At 68.7% G+C, this 20,207-nt stretch carries 14 protein-coding genes; 8 read left to right on the top strand and 6 right to left on the bottom strand.

Features of this window, described 5'->3' with window-relative positions; translation table 11 throughout:
- Positions 1-30: 30 nt before the first annotated feature.
- Positions 31-1,779, top strand: a complete 1,749-nt coding sequence (locus ACFVBH_RS14115; RefSeq protein WP_379002010.1) for an NTP transferase domain-containing protein — start codon at positions 31-33, stop codon at positions 1,777-1,779.
- Positions 1,780-1,845: 66 nt separating this feature from the next.
- Here the strand turns inward: ACFVBH_RS14115 and ACFVBH_RS14120 are convergent, their stop codons facing one another.
- From ACFVBH_RS14120 to ACFVBH_RS14140, 5 genes are all read right to left on the bottom strand, one after another.
- A complete protein-coding gene (locus ACFVBH_RS14120) occupies positions 1,846-2,616 on the bottom strand; it encodes a helix-turn-helix domain-containing protein (RefSeq protein WP_379002772.1) in 771 nt (256 codons plus the stop codon).
- 426 nt (positions 2,617-3,042) lie between these two features.
- Positions 3,043-4,866, bottom strand: a complete 1,824-nt coding sequence (locus ACFVBH_RS14125; protein WP_379002011.1) for a dipeptide ABC transporter ATP-binding protein — start codon at positions 4,864-4,866, stop codon at positions 3,043-3,045.
- Positions 4,863-5,801: an ABC transporter permease gene (locus ACFVBH_RS14130; protein WP_354987591.1), complete on the bottom strand. Its 939-nt coding sequence runs from the start codon at positions 5,799-5,801 to the stop codon at positions 4,863-4,865. Before ACFVBH_RS14130 ends, ACFVBH_RS14125 begins: the two co-directional genes overlap by 4 nt.
- The gene (locus tag ACFVBH_RS14135) at positions 5,798-6,757 is read right to left on the bottom strand and encodes an ABC transporter permease (protein ID WP_354987592.1); all 960 of its coding nucleotides are present in this window, start codon (positions 6,755-6,757) and stop codon (positions 5,798-5,800) included. The genes ACFVBH_RS14130 and ACFVBH_RS14135 overlap by 4 nt, the downstream gene beginning before the upstream one ends.
- Positions 6,754-8,343, bottom strand: coding sequence for an ABC transporter substrate-binding protein (locus tag ACFVBH_RS14140; RefSeq protein ID WP_354987593.1), 1,590 nt, complete (start codon positions 8,341-8,343; stop codon positions 6,754-6,756). The genes ACFVBH_RS14135 and ACFVBH_RS14140 overlap by 4 nt, the downstream gene beginning before the upstream one ends.
- A gap of 279 nt (positions 8,344-8,622) precedes the next feature.
- On the opposite strand from ACFVBH_RS14140, the gene ACFVBH_RS14145 reads away from it, so the two are divergent.
- Positions 8,623-10,935: an arylsulfatase gene (locus tag ACFVBH_RS14145; RefSeq protein WP_379002012.1), complete on the top strand. Its 2,313-nt coding sequence runs from the start codon at positions 8,623-8,625 to the stop codon at positions 10,933-10,935.
- A gap of 162 nt (positions 10,936-11,097) precedes the next feature.
- Here the strand turns inward: ACFVBH_RS14145 and ACFVBH_RS14150 are convergent, their stop codons facing one another.
- A complete protein-coding gene (locus ACFVBH_RS14150; protein ID WP_354987595.1) occupies positions 11,098-11,589 on the bottom strand; it encodes a DNA starvation/stationary phase protection protein in 492 nt (163 codons plus the stop codon).
- A gap of 213 nt (positions 11,590-11,802) precedes the next feature.
- On the opposite strand from ACFVBH_RS14150, the gene ACFVBH_RS14155 reads away from it, so the two are divergent.
- The 6 genes from ACFVBH_RS14155 (at position 11,803) to narI (ending at position 20,204) form a co-directional block, all read left to right on the top strand.
- The gene (locus tag ACFVBH_RS14155) at positions 11,803-12,558 is read left to right on the top strand and encodes a hypothetical protein (protein ID WP_379002013.1); all 756 of its coding nucleotides are present in this window, start codon (positions 11,803-11,805) and stop codon (positions 12,556-12,558) included.
- 526 nt (positions 12,559-13,084) lie between these two features.
- Positions 13,085-16,876, top strand: a complete 3,792-nt coding sequence (locus tag ACFVBH_RS14160) for a nitrate reductase subunit alpha (protein ID WP_379002014.1) — start codon at positions 13,085-13,087, stop codon at positions 16,874-16,876.
- Between the two features lie 10 nt (positions 16,877-16,886).
- Positions 16,887-18,611 (top strand): nitrate reductase subunit beta, encoded by a 1,725-nt coding sequence (narH, locus tag ACFVBH_RS14165; protein WP_379002774.1) that lies wholly within the window; start codon positions 16,887-16,889, stop codon positions 18,609-18,611.
- Entirely contained in the window at positions 18,608-18,793 is a 186-nt protein-coding gene (locus ACFVBH_RS14170; protein WP_379002015.1) for a hypothetical protein, read from the top strand. Before narH ends, ACFVBH_RS14170 begins: the two co-directional genes overlap by 4 nt.
- On the top strand, positions 18,790-19,470 hold the full coding sequence (gene narJ, locus ACFVBH_RS14175; protein WP_379002016.1) for a nitrate reductase molybdenum cofactor assembly chaperone: 681 nt from the start codon (positions 18,790-18,792) through the stop codon (positions 19,468-19,470). Before ACFVBH_RS14170 ends, narJ begins: the two co-directional genes overlap by 4 nt.
- Complete coding sequence (gene narI, locus ACFVBH_RS14180) at positions 19,467-20,204, top strand: respiratory nitrate reductase subunit gamma (RefSeq protein ID WP_379002017.1); 738 nt, start codon at positions 19,467-19,469, stop codon at positions 20,202-20,204. The genes narJ and narI overlap by 4 nt, the downstream gene beginning before the upstream one ends.
- Positions 20,205-20,207: the final 3 nt, after the last annotated feature.

A 20,207-nucleotide genomic window follows, 5' to 3' on the forward strand; every position in this document is an offset into this window, starting at 1 on the left:
CATGATCATCCACACCCCCGGCGCACCCTCGTGACGACCGTCGACGCCATCGTGCTCGCGGGCGGGCGGGCCAGCCGGATGGGCGGTGTGGACAAGCCCGCGATAGTGGTCGGCGGCCAATCCATGCTGGATGCGGCCCTGCGGGCGGTCGCGGCGTGCACGCGCGTCGTGGTCGTGGGACCGCATCGCCCCGAGTTGCCGCCGGAGATTCTGCAGACCCAGGAGGTGCCCGCCGGCGCGGGTCCGGTGGCGGCCGTGGCGGCGGGCATCGGCGCGCTCGCGGGCTGTGAATTCCCGGCCGGATCCATTGTCGTGCTCGCCGCGGACATGCCATTTCTCACAGCCGCCGCGGTCGACGAACTGCTCGTGCACGCAAAGGAATCCGGCAGCGACGCGGTGTTCGCGGCCGACGCCGCCGGGCGGCCGCAGTACCTCGTGGGCGTCTGGCGGCGCACCGCGCTGCTCGCCGCCCTGCGTCAGCTCGAGTCCCCGGTCAATCGGCCGATGAAGGCGCTGGTGCCCGTCGACACCGTCACCGTGCAGCTGTCCGGGGTCGATGATTGCGACACCCCGGACGACGTGCAGCGGGCACGCGTCACGGCGGGGCGCGGCGCGACCCCGCTCACCCTGGACGAGGCGCGGGATACCCTGCGCCGGAATATCTCCCGGTTGCCGGTGCGGCACGCCGCGGTGCGCACGGTGAAGGGCGCGACCCTGGCCGAGCCGATGCCGGCCGCCGACGCGCTGCCCCGGTTCGACGTCTCGGCCATGGACGGTTACGCGGTCAGCGGGACCGGACCCTGGCAGGTGCGGCGCGACATCGGCTTCGCGGGCGGGCGGCGCCCGGTGGGCCTGCTGGACGGCGAGGCGGTGCGCATCGCCACCGGTGCGCACGTGCCGGACGGCACCGGCTCGGTGGTGCGCGACGAGTTCGTGACGCTCGGGCCGGACGGCCTGCTGCATCGCCTGCCGGACACCCCGATTCGCGACGATGTGCGCTATCGCGGTGAGGAGTGGCAGCCCGGCGACGAGGTCGCGCCCGCGGGCGCGCCGGTGACCACCGCGCTGATCTCGGTGGCCGCCAGCGCCGAGGTGCACACGGTCGCCGTGCGCGGTCCGGTGCGGGCGCGAATCGTGATGACCGGCGACGAGATTCGCAGCGAGGGTCCGCTGCACGCCGGGCAGACCCGCGACTCCATCGGGCCGGTGCTGCCCGATCTGCTCACCGCCTCCGGTGTGCTCACCATCGATCGAGTCCATTTGCGCGACACCGCGAACGCCTTCGACGAGGTCTTCGCCGCGGCCGGCGACTGCGATCTGCTGGTCATCGTGGGCGCGACCGGCGGCGGCGCGGCCGATCAGCTGCGCGCCGCGCTCGACCGCGCGCAGGCCCGCGTGCTGGTGAACCGGCTGCGGCTGCGCCCGGGCGGCTCGACGGTGGTGGCCCAACTCGCCGCCGGCCCAGCCGTTCTCGGGCTGCCCGGGAATCCGTACGCCGCGGTGTCCACCCTGCTGGGGCTGATCGGCGCGCTGCGCGACGGGCTGACCGGCGCCACGCCCGCGCCGGCCTTCCGCGCGCCGCTGGCGAACGCCGCCGAACTCGCCGGGCCCGCACCGCGTATCGTGCCCGCGCGGCTGGGCCCGGCCGGTGAGCTGATCGGCGATGTGCGCCTGCGCACCGCGCATCTGGCCAATCTGCTGGGCCGCGACGCGCTCGCGGTGGTGCCCGCGGACGCGGTCGACGGGCAGCCGGTGGAGTTCATCCCGCTGCCCCGCTGATTCGAGCGCGAGCCGGCGAATTCGGCCACCGCCCCGCTGATTCGGGCGACGGTGGCCGGACCGGGTTCAGACGGGCAGGCCGAGCACGGCGAGCAATTGGCCCGGATAGACGCCGCTGTCGAGGCGGCCGGTCTGGGCGTACAACCGGCGGCGGACGCCGGTGACCGGGTTCCGCAGGTGCAGGGACCAGACGTGCGGCGCGAAGGCCACCCCGCCCTCGGACCAGACCTGACGGAACTTCGGATACGCGCCGAGTTCGCGAATGAGATCGGTGAATCCGGCGGCGTTGCCCGAGCGGCCGATCAATCCGCGCAGCCAGCGCACCACCTGCCGGGCGTCGCTCTCCCAGTTCACCATGACGCGGGTGGCGAGCTCGTTGTTGAAGAACCAGTGCAGCATGTTGCCGTCGTCGGCCACGCCCGGGAACGCGTCGGCCCAACCCTCGTTCCAGGCAACGACATTGGCGCGGCTGTCCATGAACGCCGCCGGGTCGGGCCGGTGCTGGATGAGTATGCGGTGCAGGTCCGGGGTGAGTGCGGCACGCAATTGCGCCACCGTCGGGAAATCCTCGGCGGGCAGCCCGGCCAGATCGGTGAGCTGACGCCGATCCGAGATCGAGAGCGGTTCCAGGCGATCCAGGTATCGGGTGAGCGCCTGCACCACCTCGCGGGTGGGATTGCCGCGGTCGCCCTTCTCCAAATGTGTTATGTAGCTGGCGCTCACACCGGCGTTGAAGGCCAATCGTTCCCGCGACACGCCCCGATCGTCACGCAATTTCCGAAGCAGATTCCCGAGCGTGGGGGCTTCCAGGGCTTCGTAATCGCGTCCGCATGTCATATTGGCGACCACCGGTCCTCCTTCGTCAGCAACCGGCGGACACCGCACCTCCCCGTTGAAGCGGGCCCCGCCGGGTATTCACCCTGGAAGAGAATGTTTCCACAGTCCGCGACGAGATCGCGTACACGCGAGTTGCCCAATCTGTATAACCGGGTGACCCTGACGGTATCGGTGTGCGCCGGTGGCCGCCCGATACTGCTCGGCCGCAGGAATTTCCGTCCATCGACTGCATATTCCGCCCGCAACGGGCGCCTATTGCGGAAGGTGCGCGAACGCGCGAAGACCGCGCCGAACCCCCTGTCCCCCACTATTGGGGGCTCGGCGCGGTATTGCGCGAATGGTCCAATAAGACCATTTGGTCTGTATTGGAAAGGGCCGGACCGCCCCTTCCCAACAGCGTGAATACGCGGAGAAAACGCGTATTGCTCAGGCTCCGACCGCGAATGGCGCGGCGACGGTGGATGAATCCCGCGGCGCTTCGACGAGTGGGCGCGGCGTCGCGGCCGGGACGGCTGCCAGAAGTTTGCGGGTGTAGTCCGCACGCGGCCGGCGGAAGACCTCCGCGACCGGTCCGGTCTCGACCACGCCGCCCCGGCGCAGCACCACCACCCGATCCGCGATCTGATGGACCACGGCCAGATCGTGGCTGATGAACAGGCAGGCGAAACCGTATTCCGCCCGCAGGTCGGCGAACAGCTCCAGCACCTGGGCCTGCACCGACACGTCCAGGGCGCTGGTCGGCTCGTCGGCGATGAGCAGGCGCGGAGCCAGGGCCAGCGCCCGGGCCAGGGCGACGCGCTGACGCTGACCCCCCGAGAGCTCGCCCGGGCGGCGGGTGGCGTACTCCCGGGGCAGGCGCACCGAATCCAGCAGATCCCCGACCCGTGCGCGCAGCAGCGCACCGGAGGCGGCGCGATGCACGAGCAGCGGCTCGCCGATGGAATCCTCCAGCGTGCGACGCGGATCCAGGGACGCGGTGACGTCCTGATGCACCAGCGCGACGTTCTTGCGCAGGCCGCGCAGCTCGCGGGTGGAGCGGCCGGTGAGCGAAACGCCCTGCAGCACCACCTCTCCCGCGGTGGCGGGCACCAGGCCCAGCGCGGTGCGCCCGAGTGTGCTCTTGCCCGAGCCGGATTCGCCGACCAGGCCGATCACCTCGCGCGGCGCGACGGTGAGCGAGACGCCGTCCAGGGCTCGGAACTCCTGGCGGCCGCGCCGGTAGACGACGGTCAGATCGCTGACGCGCAGCACCGGTTCGGGTGTCTCGGCCGGGTCCGGGGTGGCTGCCGCGGCGCCGGACGGCTCGCGCGCGACCTCGGCCTCGCCCGCCACCTCGATCACGTCGCCGTCCGGCCGCTTCGCGATCCGGACCGGCGGCGCGGGGGCCGGCTCGGCGGGCGCCGCCGGATCGTCCGCCCCGGTCCGTTCCGGAAGCTCGGGCACCGCGGCGAGCAGGGTGCGGGTGTACTCCTCGCGGGGATCGCCGAAAAGCTCGTGCACGCCCCGGGTTTCGACGACCTGTCCGGCGCGCATGACGACCACGCGATCGGCGATGGCCGCCACCACACCCAGGTTGTGCGTGATGAACAGGATGGCCGTGCCGGTGCGGCGCTGGAGTTCGCGCAGCAGGTCCAGGATTTCGGCCTGCACGGTCACGTCGAGGGCGGTGGTGGGTTCGTCGGCGATGAGCAGGTCCGGCTCGCCCGACAGCGCCAGCGCGATGACCACGCGCTGTTTCTGGCCGCCGGAGAGCTGATGCGGATACCAGTCCACGCGCTTGTCGGGCTCGGGGATGTCGACCAGAGTGAGCAGCTCGATGGCCCGGGTTCTGGCTTCCGCCTTGGTGATCGAGCCCTGCGCCGCCCCGGCGCCGTTCGCCGCGTGCGCGCGCAGCGCCTGGGTGAGCTGGGTGCCGATCTTCTGAACCGGGTTCAGCGCGGTCTGCGGCTCCTGGAACACCATGGCCGCGCGGGTCCCCCGCAGGGCGCGCAGTTCGGCGTCGGGGGCGCCGATGATCTCGGCGCCGCCCAGTCGAATGGATCCGGCGGCCCCTGCGCCGTCGGGCAGCAGACCGAGCACGGCCCGCGCGGTCAGGGATTTGCCGGAGCCGGATTCGCCTACCAGCGCGACGGTTTCGCCGCGGTCCACGCGCACGTGCACCCCGTCCACCACGACGCGGTCACCGAATCGCACCACCAGATCCCGGACCTCGAGCAGCGCGCCGGTGGGGACTTGCTCGTTGTCGCTCATCCGATCCTCCGGGCGCGGCCCAGTGCCTGGGCGATCAAAAGGAATCCGAGGGTCAGGCCGGAGACCACGAGCAGCGGTCCGACCGCGAACGCCGGATTGGCGTCGAGATTGTCGATGGAAGCCGAGATGAGCGAGCCCAGTGAGGGTTCGGGCGGCCGCACGCCGATGCCGATGAAGCTCATGGCGCTCTCGATGAACACCGCGATGGACAGCGACAGCGCCAGCTGGACCGAGATGGGCTCGATCACGTTGGGCAGCACGTGTTTCCGCAGCGTCCACCAGGTGCTCGCGCCGATGACCTCCGACGCCTCCACGTAGGGCTGTTCACGCACGGCCAGGATGGCGGTGCGAATCTGCCTGCCGAAGATGGGGATCTCGGCCGCGATGATCACCACGATCACCGCGTGCGCGCCGGGCCCGGTGACCGCGGCCAGCGCGATGGCGAAGATGAGCGCCGGGAAGGCCAGGATCAGGTCGAACACGCGCTGGGTGATGACGTCGGCGATCGTGTTCACGCTCGCCAGCAGTCCCGCCAGGGCCCCGATCACCGCGCCGATCGGCACGGCGGTGAAGGCGATGATCAGATCGATGCGAATGCCGTACAGCACGCGGGAGAAGATGTCGCGGTTGAGGTTGTCGGTGCCGAACCAGTGCTCACCGCTGGGCCCGACGAGGTTGGCGCCCGGGATCTGTTCCAGCGGACCGTAGTCCGTGAGCAGTCCGGCGGCGAGTCCGGCGAGGGCGATGACGCCCACCAGCAGCACCCCGGCCAGGCCCTGCCCCCTGCGCAGGGCCCGCAGCAGCGGGCGCGCCGAATCGGCGTGCCGGTCGGCGGTTTCCACGGCCGTGCCGACGGTGGGGTCGAGTACGCCGGGATCGAGCTCGGGCACGGGGGTTTTCGACGGATCGGTGGTCGACGGTGAGATACCGCTCATGATCGGCCTCCGATGCGGATGCGGGGGTCGAGGTAGGCGTGCACGATGTCGGTGGTGAGCTGGATGGCGACGAAGACCGCCACCGAGAACAGCAGCAGCGCCTGCACCACCGGGTAGTCGCGCCGGTTGATGCCCTGTTCGATGAGCTGGCCGATGCCGGGCCAGGCGAAGGCGGCCTCCACCAGCACCGCACCGCCCAGCAGCTGCCCGGTCTGGATGCCGAGCACGGTGAGCATGGTCGGCAGGGCGTTGCGCAGCGCGCCGCGGGTGACGATCTCGCGATGCGAGATGCCCAGGGCCCGGGCGGTCAGCACGTAGGGCTTGCGCAGTTCGGTGCGCAGCGATTCGGTGAGGAAGCGGGTCAGGGCCGCGGTCACCGGCAGCGCCAGGCAGATGCCGGGCAGCAGCAGGTACTGCACGGCGATGTCGGGCCGGGCGATGAAGCCGTCCGGGGGCACCCCGCCGGCCGGCAGGACCGGGATGGCGACGGCGAACACCAGCACGAGCAGGACGCCGGTCACGAAGACCGGCACCGCGACCGCCACGGTATTGGCCGCGGCGACGACGGCGTTGAGCCACCTGCGATCCCACAGCACCGCCGCGACGCTGACCGCGAGCGAGATGGTCACCGCGAGCACCAGCGCGAAGGCGGTGAGCACGAGGGTGTTGGTGAGCCCGCGCCCGACGAGGTCGGCGATCTGCCCGCCGATGATGTACGAGCGCCCGAGATCGCCGGAGAGCACATCGCTCACCCAGGTCAGGTATTGCGCGGGAATGGATTTGTCGAGGCCGAGCTGTTGCCGGATGGCGGCGATGGACTCCGGGCTCGCGTCGGGCCCGGCCAGCGTGGTGGCCGGGTCGCCGGGGACCAGGCGCAGCAGCAGGAAGATCAGCACCGACGCTCCGAAGAGCACCGCCACCGCCGAGGGCACCCGGCGCAGCAGGTACCCGGTCACGAGAGGAACGCCTCGCGCAGATCGAGTTCGCGGCGCTTGGTCCAGTTGACCGCGTGCAGTTTCCGGGTGGAGGTGCCCTGCGGGTGGTGCACGCCGATCTCGATCAGGAACAGCGACTCCAGCAGCTGATCGCTCAGCGCCTGGTAGGCCTTGGCCGCCTCGGGCCCGGTGCCCTGGGGCAGCTTCCAGGCGGCGTCGGCCGCGGCCACGTAGGCGGGCGATTCGAAGCGCGAGGCGTTCTTGCGGGCGTTGAACGGGTAGGCGCTGACGGTGAGCGTGGAGGGCACGAACTGTGCCCAGGAGTGGTCGGTGATCCACAAGCCCGGGAACTGCGCGCCGATGAGCTGCTTGACGAAGGTGGCGTTGTCGATCGGCACCAGCTCGACCTCGATGCCGACCTCGGCGAGGTTGGCCTGCACGATCTGCGAGGCGGCCTCGTAGGCGGCGATGCCCGCGACGAAGGTCAGCGGCACCTTCGGCGGCTTGGGCAGGCCCGACAGGATCTGCTTGGCCTTGGACACGTCGCGCTGGTAGCGGGTGTTGCGCCCGGCGTCGAAGGCCGGGGAACCCTTGGGCCACGGCACGTTCAGCGGGTAGCCCGCGCCGCGGAAGACCTCGGTGATGATGCGCTCGCGATCGAGGGCGAAGGCGATGGCTTGGCGCAGCTTCACGTCGGCGAGCGCGGGATCGGAGACGTTCGCGCCCACGTAGAGCTGGAGTTCGGCGCCCTCGTAGGCGATGACCTTGTACTCGTCGTTCTTGGCCAGGTTCTCGTTGTCGCGGTAGCTGATGGCGTCCGCGAAATGGATCTGGCCGGACTTGAGCGCGTTGAGCTGGGCCTGGTTGTCCGCGATGACGGTGAACTCGACCCGGTCCAGGTACGGCCGCTCCGGGATCCGGTAGTCGGGGTTGCGTTCGAAGACCAGCTGCTGGTTCGGGATTCGCGAGACGAAGCGGAACGGCCCGGTGCCGATGAGCTTCTCGCCGGTGCCGACCTGATCGATGCTCTCGCTGTCCAGGATGGGCACGGTGTCGAGCAGGTCGAAGATGTTGCCCAGCGGATGCGCGAAGCTCAGGGTGATGCGGTACGGATCGATGATGTCGAAGCCGGTGATGGCCGCGGCGGTGCTCTTGAGCTGCGCGGTCCACTTGGGATCGGCGTAGGTGCGCAGCGCGAATTCCACGTCCTTGGCGGTGAATCCGCGTCCGCTGTGGAACTTCACATCCTTGCGCAGGTCCAGGGTGATCGACTTGCCGTCCGGGGCCAGCGACCACTTCTCGGCGAGCAGCGGCTGCGGCTCCAGCTTGTCGTGCGGGTAGCGGACCAGCGATTCGTAGACCAGGCCGATCACGGCCGGGGTGGTGCCGGTGTTGGTGAGCAGGTTCGAGGGGATCAGATCGAACTGGACGCCGTACTTCAGCGTGCCGCCGCGCACGGGCTCGGCGTTGTCGTCGCCGCCGCCTTTGCTCTGGTTCACGGCCGAGGTGCAGGCCGCCAGCGCGCCGCCACCGAAGATGGCGAGCGCGGCGATGCCGGAGTTGCGCAGGAAATGACGGCGATCCAGTCCACGGGGGGACGTATTCATCTGAAGATCCTCGAGATATGAGCCGCTGGACAGGCGGCGGGGTGCGCTGAACACACCTGGGGGACTTGAGAAAAGGGAGAATTACGCGCGGGCCGGCGCGTCAGGCACAATGCGGACAGCCCTGTACCCGCGAGGACCGGAGCAGTCCGGTGCGGGGCGCGCAGGGGTGGCCGATGTGCATGGCGGCGACGGTAACAGCGGGTGAGCACCCGATCACCGGTTGCGCGCAGCACGAATGAAACCCTGGCGAGCGGCGGGACCCGGAACTTTGCTGGGCGGATGCCTGTTCCCCCGCATGCCCGTGGCTATGAGAACTTCGCCGGCGAGATCGGCCGCACCACCGCCGATTCGACCCCCGAATGGGTTTATCCGCCCGCCGCCCCCGCCGGTGCGCCCAACATCATCGTGGTGCTGGTCGACGATATGGGATTCAGCGATATCGGGCCGTTCGGCTCGGAGATCGAGACCCCGACCCTGGACCGCCTGGCCGCCACGGGCCTGCGGCTCACCAACTTTCACACCACGCCGCTGTGCTCGCCGTCCCGCGCCGCCCTGCTGACCGGTGTGAATTCCCACCGCGCGGGTTTCGGTTTCGTCGCCAACGCCGATCCGGGATATCCGGGACTGCGCCTCGAACTCGCCGATGACGTGCTCACCCTGCCGGAGATTCTGCGCGCCAACGGATATGCCACCTACGCGGTCGGAAAGTGGCATCTGGTGCGTGACGCCACGCTGCATCCGGGCGCGCATCGCGATTCCTGGCCGACCCAGCGCGGATTCGACCGCTATTACGGATCGCTGGAGGGCCTGAACTCCTTCTATCATCCGAATCAACTGATCTCGGACAGCTCCGCGGTGGAGGTCGAGGAGTTTCCCGAGAATTACTATCTCACCGACGATTACACCGATCGCGCCATCGGCTACCTCAAGAATCTGCGCGCGCACGACGCGACCAAACCGTTCTTCCTGTACTTCGCGCACACCGCCATGCACGGGCCGTTGCAGGCCAAACCCGCGGATCAGGCCAAATACCGGGGCCGGTACAAAGAGGGCTGGGACCGGCTGCGCCAGAGCCGGTTCGCCGAGCAGCTGGCCCGGGGGCTGTTCCCGCCGGGCACCGAGCAGAAGCCGCGCAACACCGAACCGGGTTACGAAGCGCAGGAATGGGATTCGCTGACCCCGGAGCAGCAGTCGCGCTTCGAGCGGTACATGGAGGTGTACGCGGGCATGGTCGACAGCATCGACCAGAGCCTGGGGCGGATCGTGGAGACCCTGGAGCAGTTCGGCGAGCTGGACAACACGATCATCGTGTTCACCTCGGACAACGGCGGTACCGCGGAGGGCGGGCCCGAGGGCACCCGCACCTACTTCGCGCAGTTCGCCCAGGTGGACGAGCCGGACTGGGAACGCGACGTGCCGCACGACGACGAACTCATCGGCACCGCCCGGCTGGGCGTGCACTATCCGCGCGGCTGGGGGCAGGCCTCCAACACCCCGTTCCGCTTCTACAAGGGCCAGACCTTCGCGGGTGGTGTCCGGGTGCCGTTCGTGCTGTCCTGGCCCAAGGGTCTGCCGCGCACCACCGATGACGCGGGCGTGCGCCAGGAGTACACCTACGTCACCGATCTGGCTCCCACCCTGCTGGAACTGGCCGGGCTCGAGCGGCCCACCGTCCGGAACGGCTTGCCCGCCAAGGATTTCGACGGCGTGTCCGCGGTCGATGTGCTGCGTGATCCGGGCGCGGTGTCCCGGCACACCGAACAGTATTCGGAGATGACCGGGCATCGCGGTTTCTACCGGGACGGCTGGAAACTGCTGGCGCTGCTGGAGCCCGCGCGCGGCATCGATGATCCGCGCTGGCAGCTCTTCGACGTCCGCACCGATCCCACCGAACTGCACGATCTGTCCGAGCGATTCCCGGAGAAGGTGGCCGAACTGGCTGCCGCCTGGGATGAGGCCGCCTGGAACAACACGGTGTTCCCGCTGCTCACGCGCCAGGATCTGGCCCTGCGCCGGCCCGAGGAGGCCCGGCTCACCGACCGCGTCCGCATCCTGCCCGGCACCGCCACGCTCGAGCGCTACCGCTCCCAGCGCCTGATCGCGTACCGGGACTTCACCATCGCCGCCGAACTCGCCGGGTTCGAGCCGGGAGACGCGGGTGTGCTCGTGTCGCACGGTGATCCGCTCGGCGGCTATGTGCTCTACGTGGAGCACGATCGCCTGCACTTCACCTACAACGCCTACGGCCGCGAGCACACCGTGGACGCCGGTCCCATCCCGGCGGGCAGCCGGAATCTGAGCGTGTCCGCGACGGTGCGGCCGCATCTGCGCTGGGACTTCTCCCTCGGCATCGACGGCGTGCAGGCCGCCGTGCTGACGGACCAGGTGCAACTGGTGGGCATGGCGCCGTGGACGGGCATCACCGTCGGGCTCGACGCCCGCGGCCCGGTCTCCTGGGACCTGCGCGAACGCCGCGGCGTCTTCCGCTACTCGGGCGCGCTGCGCTCGGTCACCTACCTGCCGGGCTCGATCGGCGTCCCGGAGGAGACACAGCGGGCGCTGGACTCCGAGGCGGAGCTGATCGCGGAATAGAGATCCCGTGCGAAAGCCCGCCCGGCGTCAGCAGGCCGGGCGGGCTTTCGATCGTCGGTGGCCGGGCACTCACACCGGTCGCGTTCCGGACGTCCGGTTCCGCGCCGTGCGAAAAGCCGTTCCGCCGAACGGGAGTGGGCTGTGCTCCCGTTCGGCCGCCGGTCAGTCCGCGAGCTGGGCCTGGAACATCCAGCGATGCTCCTCGATCTTGGCCGTGATGGAGATGAACAGATCCTGGGTGACCGGGTCCGCGGTCTCGGTGGCGGCGATATGGCCGCGCAGGCGCTGGGTCAGCTTGTCCAGTACCTCGACGATGCCCGATACCGCTTCATGGGTGCGCAGATAGCCGGTGGGCAGCTGCGGCAGGCCCTTGGCCTCGGCGACGGTCGCCGCGCGGCCGTCCGGGGAGATACCCAGTGCCGCAGCGCGTTCGGCGACGGCGTCGGAGAACTCGCGGGCGCTGTCGACCACCTCGTCCAGGTGCAGGTGCACGGTCTTGAAGTCGCGGCCCACCACGTTCCAGTGCGCCTGCTTGGCCAGCAGCGACAGATCGACGAGATCGGTCAGCGCCGACTGCAGTGCCAGGCCGACCGCCTTCTGTTCGGCCTTACCGAGCGGGCTGGTGATCGGGGTCCGGGACAGTGTGGTGGTCATATCGCACTCCTTCTGAACGATGGTCGTTTTCTGGAATGACTCCAATCTAGCTCGAGGCGCGGCGGGATGCCACCGAGTCGTCCCACGACTTCGGTCACCTTCTGAAGAATGTGTGATCCAGACCGCGCCGCTGTGTCGGGTGCCACTGCTAGCGTGCGAAGCGAAGTACCCGGTGGGACGGAGGCCGGGCGCACAACTGCAGAGGATGTACCGGTGGAACTGGGGAAAGACCCGCGCGACGGCGAGCATACGAACGCGGGCGCGACAGCCGAGCCCGGGGCGGGCGTACGCTCGCCGTACGGCACGGCCGAACTGCCCGCGGTGTGGGGGCAGCCGGATCCGGCGAGCGCGGCGGGCGCACCGCCCGAACCCGCGCCCGAGGTCCCGAATTACCCGCCGACCACGCCGTTTCCGGCGATGCATGCCGCGCCGGCGCCGGGGTCCCCGTACGCCGCCACGGCCGTGCCGCCGGGCGGGGCGCAGGCTCCCGGCGGATACGAGCCGATGCCGCCGTTCCCGACGGGCGGGAACCAGGGCTACGGCTATCCGCCGAATCCGCACGGCTACAACCCCTATGGGCCGTACGCGCCCCAGCCCGCGACCATGCCCGCGTCGGTCAAGGCCGCGCGGGTGGTCTCCTTCCTCTTCGGCGGACTCGGGCTCGTCATCGTGGTGGCGGTGTCCGCACTCGGCGACGCCTACGCGGCCGGCGTGGCGGTCGGCGGCTTCGCGGTCCCGATCCTGCTGGCGGGCTTCGCATTCGGGTTCGGATCGGGTGGCAACGGGATCCGCGTGACGGCCATCGTGCTCGCGGTCATCACCATGCTCATGGGCCTGGGCGGGGCGGCGAGTCAGTCGCCGCCGGGGCCGCTGGGCCTGATCGTCGGACTGGCGGTGCTGATCCTGCTGTGCCAGTCCAGCGCCTCCGCCTGGTTCAAGCGCCCCCGGGACGCCGAGCCCGTCGGCTGAGCCCGACGAGCGGAATGGGGATTTACGCGCCGCCGCCATCGGCGGCGGCGTTGAAATGTCCGATTCGAGACACCGATTCGAGACAGCGCGGTGCGGCTTTCATACCGCACCCGCGACCGCGCGATATTCATCGGCGATCATTCAGCAAACACGAATACCGATGAGTAATCCACGCCACTCCGTAAGCGCGACACGGTAGCCGGGTTGGCGGAAAATCGCGTACAGGTCCCCTTCCGAAACGTGTTAACAAATGTAAACCGCCGGAGAACCAGCCGTTTCCAAAGCATCACCGTGACCACTCCGGAACCCCTGGAACGAGCGGCATTTCAGCGGTTCACCCGCGGTAACCGCAGGTCACGCCAGATCATAGGGGGTATCGCCGCTATCGCGCAGTGACCGTGAGGTTGCGGCGATCTCACAACTCACCATCGGCCATCGCGCACTGTGAGAACATGGTTTTGATGCCCGCAATGACGTCCCTACAGTCGAGCCAGCAGCCCGGTTTTTCTCACTCGATGGGGGCGTCATGGCTAACTCGCATACCGGAACTTCCTCCGCGGATGCACTTCTTCGACTGGGAAAGTACTTCAATCGCGGTGAGGTTTCCGGCGATTTGCGCACCCTGCATCAGGTGGGCGGACGCGAGGCCGACGAGTTCTATCGTGATCGCTGGTCCCACGACAAGGTGGTGCGCTCCACGCACGGTGTGAACTGCACCGGTTCGTGCTCCTGGAAGATCTACGTCAAGGACGGCGTGATCACCTGGGAGTCGCAGCAGACCGACTACCCCTCGGTGGGCTCGGACAAGCCCGAATACGAACCCCGCGGCTGCCCGCGCGGCGCGTCGTTCTCCTGGTACACCTACTCCCCCGCGCGCATCCGCTACCCGTATGTGCGCGGCGTGCTGCTGGAGCTGTACCGCGAGGCCAAGACCCGACTCAAGGATCCGGTGCTGGCGTGGGAGTCCATCGTCGAGGATCCCGCAAAGGCGAAGTCCTACAAGTCCGCTCGCGGTCGCGGCGGCTTCGTGCGCGCCGAGTGGTGGGAGGCCGCGGAGATGGCCGCCGCCGCCCACGTGCACACCATCAAGAAGTACGGTCCCGACCGGGTCGCCGGCTTCTCCCCGATTCCGGCGATGTCCATGGTCAGCCATGCCGTCGGCGCGCGCTTCATCTCGCTGATCGGCGGCTCCATGCTGTCGTTCTACGACTGGTACGCCGACCTGCCGGTGGCCTCGCCGCAGGTCTTCGGCGATCAGACCGACGTGCCCGAATCCGCGGACTGGTTCGACGCCGGCTACCTCATCATGTGGGGCTCCAACGTCCCGGTGACCCGAACCCCGGACGCGCACTACATGACCGAGGCCCGGTATCGCGGCCAGAAGGTCGTGGTGGTCTCCCCGGACTACGCCGACAACACCAAGTTCGCCGACGAGTGGATGCCCGCCCGCCCCGGCACCGACGCCGCGCTCGCCATGGCCATGGGCCACGTCGTGCTGAACGAGTTCTTCGTCGCCAAGCGCACCGAGCGCTTCGACGACTACATCAAGCGCTACACCGACCTGCCGTACCTCATCACGCTCGAGGACAAGGACGGCGTCGCGGTACCGGGCAAGTTCCTCACCGCCGCCGATCTCGGTCGGACCGGCGAAGGTGTGGAATTCAAACCGGTCCTGCTGGACGGCGACGCGAATCCCCAGGTGCCCAACGGATCCCTCGGCGACCGCTTCACCGAAGCGGGCAAGGGCAAGTGGAACCTGGATCTCGGGGACACCGATCCCCTGCTGACTCTGCACGGCCGTACCGATGACGCTGCGGCCGTGCAGTTCCCCCGCTTCGACGAGCCCACCGCGGGCGTCCTCACGCGCGGTGTGCCGACCACCGTCGTGGCGGGTAAGCGGGTGACGACGGTGTTCGACCTGTTGCTGGCCCAATACGGGGTAGCGCGATCAGGGCTGCCCGGTAGCTGGCCTACCGGGTACGACGATCCGAGTGAGCCGTACACACCGGCCTGGCAGGAACAGATCACCGGCGTCCCCGCGGTGCAGGCGGCGCGCATCGCCCGCGAATTCGCCGACAACGCCGATAAATCCGGCGGCCGCTCCATGATCCTCATGGGCGCGGGCACCAACCACTGGTTCCACTCCGACCAGATCTACCGCGCCTTCTTCACCCTGACGCTGCTCACCGGCTGCCAGGGCGTGAACGGCGGCGGCTGGGCGCACTACGTGGGCCAGGAGAAGTGCCGTCCGGTAACCGGCTGGGCCACACTGGCTTTCGGCTTGGACTGGCAGCGCCCGCCGCGTCAGATGCAGGGCACCGTGTTCTGGTACCTGACCAACGATCAGTGGCGCTACGACCCCTTCACCTCCGAGGCCTTCGCCTCCCCGCTGGCCAAGGGCGAGTTCGCCGGGCGCACCGCCGCCGACAACATCGCGCTCGCGACGCGTTTGGGCTGGATGCCGTCCTACCCGACGCTCAACCGCAATCCCCTGGACCTGGCCGACGAGGCCGAAGCCGCGGGCAAGAGCGCGGCCGAGTACGTGGTCGACGGGCTGAAGTCCGGTGAGCTGCGCTTCGCCTGCGAGGACCCCGACGCCCCGGAGAACTTCCCGCGCGTGCTCACCGTGTGGCGCGCCAATCTGCTCGGCTCCTCGGGCAAGGGCAACGAGTACTTCCACAAGCATCTGCTGGGCGCGGACTCCAACCTGCAGACCGGCGAGGCCACCGGCGTGCGGCCGCAGGAACTCGTCTGGCGCGAGGAGGGGGCCACCGGCAAGCTGGATCTGCTGCTGTCCCTGGACTTCCGCATGACCAGCACCACCATGTACTCCGACATCGTGCTGCCCGCCGCCACCTGGTACGAGAAGCACGATCTGTCCTCCACCGACATGCACCCCTTCGTGCACGCCTTCACCCCGGCCATCTCCCCGCCGTGGGAGACCCGCACCGACTTCGACGCCTTCCACCGCATCGCGCGCGGCTTCTCGTGGCTCGCGGAGAAGCACCTCGGCGTCCGCAAGGACATCGTGGCGGTGCCGCTGCAGCACGACACCGCCGACGCGCTGGCCCAGGCCGGCGGGCGCGTGCTGGACTGGAAGAAGGGCGAATGCGAGCCCATTCCGGGTAAGACGATGCCCAAACTCGTTGTGGTGGAACGGAATTTCCCCGCGGTTGCGGAGAAGATGGCCGCCCTCGGGCCGTTGGTGGAGACCATGGGCCTGACCACCAAGGGCGTGGTCACCCATCCCACCGAGGAAGTCGAATATCTGCGCGGCCAGAACGGCGCCGTGGTTTCCGGTGTGGCGCAGGGGCGTCCGTCGCTGGCGAAGGACACGCACGCCGCCGAGACCATCCTGGCGCTGTCCGGCACCACCAACGGGCGACTGGCCGTGGAGGGCTTCGAGGATCTCGAGGAGCGCACCGGCACCAAGCTGGCGGACCTGGCGGCCGAACACGAGGGCAAGCGCATCACCTTCGCGGACACCCAGGCCCGGCCCGTACCGGTCATCACCTCGCCCGAATGGTCGGGCAGCGAGACCGGCGGCCGCCGGTACTCCCCGTTCACCATCAATACCGAGCGACTCAAGCCGTGGCACACCCTGACCGGCCGCCAGCACTTCTACCTCGATCACGACTGGATGATCGAACTGGGCGAACAGCTGCCGATCTACCGGCCGCCGCTGGACATGACCGCGCTGTTCAGCGAGCCCGGCATCGGCTCGGTGAACGAGCACGGCGGCGTGACCGTGCGCTATCTGACGCCGCACTCCAAGTGGTCGATCCACTCCGCGTACCAGGACAACCTGCACATGCTCACGCTCTCGCGCGGCGGTCAGGCCATCTGGATGTCCAATGTCGACGCCGCGAAAATCGGTGTCGCGGACAATGACTGGATCGAGGCGGTCAACCGCAACGGCGTCGTGGTCGCCCGGGCGATCGTCTCGCACCGCATGCCCGAGGGCACGGTGTTCATGTACCACGCCCAGGACCGCACGGTGAACGTGCCGCGTATCGAGGGGCCGCCCGTCGCCTCGAACGGCAAGGGCGGCAACGGTTCCAACGGCCACAGCTCCAACGGCAACGGCTCCAACGGCAACGGCTCCAACGGCAACGGCGCCGACAAGCCCGACGACTTCAAGGGTCGCGGCAAACGCGGCGGCATTCACAATGCGCTCACCCGCATCATGATCAAGCCCTCGCATCTCATCGGTGGTTACGCCCAGCAGTCCTTCGCGCTGAACTACCACGGCCCCACCGGAAATCAGCGCGACGAAGTGACGACGATTCGTAAGCGCTCGCAGGAAGTGGAGTACTGACATGCGCGTCATGGCACAGCTCGCGATGGTCATGAACCTCGACAAGTGCATCGGCTGCCACACCTGCTCGGTCACCTGCAAGCAGGCGTGGACCAACCGCGGCGGCACCGAGTACGTCTGGTTCAACAACGTGGAAACCCGTCCGGGACAGGGCTATCCACGCCGCTACGAGGACCAGGAGAAGTGGAAGGGCGGGTGGACCCTCAACAAGAAGGGCAAACTCACCCTCAAGTCCGGCTCGCGGATGAAGCGACTGCTCAACATCTTCGCCAATCCGGATCTGCCCACGGTGTCGGACTACTACGACCCGTGGAGCTACGACTACGAGAATCTGCTCTCGGCCCCGGCCATGGACACCAGCCCGGTGGCCCGGCCGAAATCGCTCATCACCGGCGAGGACGCCAAGGTCACCTGGGGCGCCAACTGGGACGACTCACTGGGCTCGGGACCCGAGCAGGTCGCCAAGGATCCGCTGCTGGGCAAGCTGGAGGACAAGGTCAAACTCGAATTCGAGGAGACCTTCATGTTCTACCTGCCGCGCATCTGCGAGCACTGCCTCAATCCCTCCTGCGCGGCCGCGTGCCCGTCCGGCGCGATCTACAAGCGCTCCGAAGACGGCATCGTGCTCGTCGATCAGGACAAGTGCCGCGGCTGGCGGCAGTGCGTGAGCAGCTGCCCGTACAAGAAGATCTACTTCAACCACAAGACGGGCAAGGCGGAGAAATGTACTTTCTGCTACCCGCGCGTGGAGGTCGGCATTCCGACCGTGTGCTCGGAGACCTGCGTCGGGCGACTGCGCTACATCGGCGTCATGCTGTACGACGCCGATGCCGTGCAGGCCGCGTGTGAGGTCCAGGACGACAAGGACCTGTACCCCGCGCAGCTGGGGGTGTTCCTCAATCCGCACGATCCGCGCGTGATCGCCGAGGCCGAAGCGGCCGGGATCTCACCGGAATGGATTCAGGCGGCGCAGGATTCGCCGTGCTACAAGCTCATCGTCGACTACCAGATCGCGTTGCCGCTGCATCCGGAATACCGCACCATGCCGATGGTCTGGTACGTGCCGCCGCTGTCGCCGGTGGTGGACGTGCTGTCCGAAACCGGGCACGACGGGGAGAACGTCGACAACCTCTTCGGGGCCATCGACGCGCTGCGCATCCCCCTGGAATACCTGGCCGAACTCTTCACCGCCGGTGAACTCGGCCCGGTGCGCTCCTCGCTGCAACGCCTCGCGGGCATGCGCTCGTTCATGCGCTCGATCAACCTCGGCCAGGAACCCGATCTCACCATTCCGGATTCGGTGGGCCTCGAGCCGGAGGAGATCGAGGCCATGTACCGGCTGCTGGCCATCGCCAAGTACGAGCACCGGTACGTGATTCCGCAGGGTGCGACTTCGCGTGCGCACGAACTGGATTCACTCGCCACCGGCTGCAGTCTCGATACCGACGGCGGGCCGGGCATGACCGCCTTCGACGTGATGGCGGAGAAGTTCCACCTCACCGATACCAATGGCGCGGCGCCGGACGAGAAGTCCACGCGCATCAATCTGCTCAACTGGGACGGCAAGAACGCCTCCGGTCTGCTGCCGGGGCGCAACGGCAACGGCAACGGTTCGAACGGCAACGCTTCGAACGGCGGTGGCTCGAACGGCAACGGGCACAACGGGTCCGCGGCCAACGGCAACGGCGGCGCGCACGAACCCGAATCCACGCTCCCGGCGGGAGCGGCCCGATGAAGCTGTTCACCCTGCGCCGCCGCACCGCACCGGCCGCACCGATCGCCCAGCACGATTCCCGGCTGGCCTGGCGACTGGGCGCGCTGGCGCTGGACTACCCGAACGCCCGGGCCGATCGCCCGATCGCGAGCGGCCCGGGTGACGCGACCGCGTCATCCCTCCAGGCCGGAGTGACGCCGTGAACCTGCTCAAACTCCGCCGCCGGCCCGAACCGGCCGTCGCGCTCTCGGATCGCGACCGGCGACTGGTGTGGCGACTGTGCGCGCTGCTGCTGGACTACCCGAGCGTCAAGGCACTCGAATTCATCGGCGAACTGGCCGATGCCGCGGGCGAATTGCCGAGCTCGGTGCGTGTACACCTGGAACCGATCATCGAGCATCTGCGCTCGGGTGCGCCCATCGCGCTGGCGCAGGAGTATGTCGAGACCTTCGACATGCGCCGGCGCGCCAGCCTGCACCTGAGCTACTACGCGTACGGCGACACCCGCAAGCGCGGCATGGCGCTACTGCGCTTCAAACACGCCTACCGGCACGCGGGCATGGAAATCGGCGACGAGGAACTGCCCGACTTCCTGCCGGTGCTGCTGGAATTCGCGGCCACCGTCGATCCGGTGGGCGGCGAGCGCCTGCTGGGCGAGCACGTCCCCGTACTCGAACTGCTGCGACTGTCCCTGTCCGACAGCGGATCCCCCTATTCCGGCGTGCTGGCCGCGGTCACCGCCACGCTGCCGCCGGTCACCACCGCCGACCGCAGGCGCATCGCCGAACTCGCCGCGCAGGGACCGCCCGAGGAAGAAGTCGGCCTGGAGCCGTTCGCCATGGATCCCCTGTCCTTCACCGGAGCGGAAGGCCGCCGATGACCAGCACCCTGTGGATGACCCTGCCCTACATCGCCTTCACCTCTTTCGTGCTGGGCCATCTGTGGCGGTATCGCAACGACCAATTCGGCTGGACCACACGGTCTTCGCAGATCTACGAATCGCGGCTGCTGCGCCTGGGCAGCCCGCTGTTCCACTTCGGCATGCTCGGGGTGATCGGCGGACATGTGCTGGGCGTGCTGATTCCGGCATCGTGGACCGCGGCCATCGGCATCTCCGACCACCTGTATCACGTGGTCGCGGTATCGGCCGGCACCGTCGCGGGCGTCGCGGTCATTCTCGGCATCGCCATCCTGCTGTACCGGCGCTTCACGGTCTCCGCCGTGCGGCAGGCGACCACCACCAATGACAAATTCATGTACGCGTTGCTCGCGGGCGCGCTCATCACCGGGTTGCTCAACACCGTGGGCAGCAACCTGCTGTGGGGCACGTACAACTACCGCGAAACCGTATCGCCGTGGTTCCGCAGCCTTTTCACCGCGCATCCGGAGCCGGAACTCATGGTGGGCACGCCGTGGACCTTCCAGGCGCACGGCCTCATCGTCATCACGCTCATCGGAGTCTGGCCGTACACGCGGCTCGTGCACATGTTCAGCGCGCCGATCGGCTACCTGGTGCGGCCGTACGTGGTCTACCGCAGTAGGGAGACCAACGCGGTGGACAAGCGGCGCTTCGCCCGCGCCTGGGACTCCCCGGTGCTGCCACCCAAGCGGTAGCCG

Origin of the sequence: Nocardia sp. NPDC057668 (genome assembly GCF_042799795.1) — a bacterium.
Lineage (GTDB): Bacteria > Actinomycetota > Actinomycetes > Mycobacteriales > Mycobacteriaceae > Nocardia.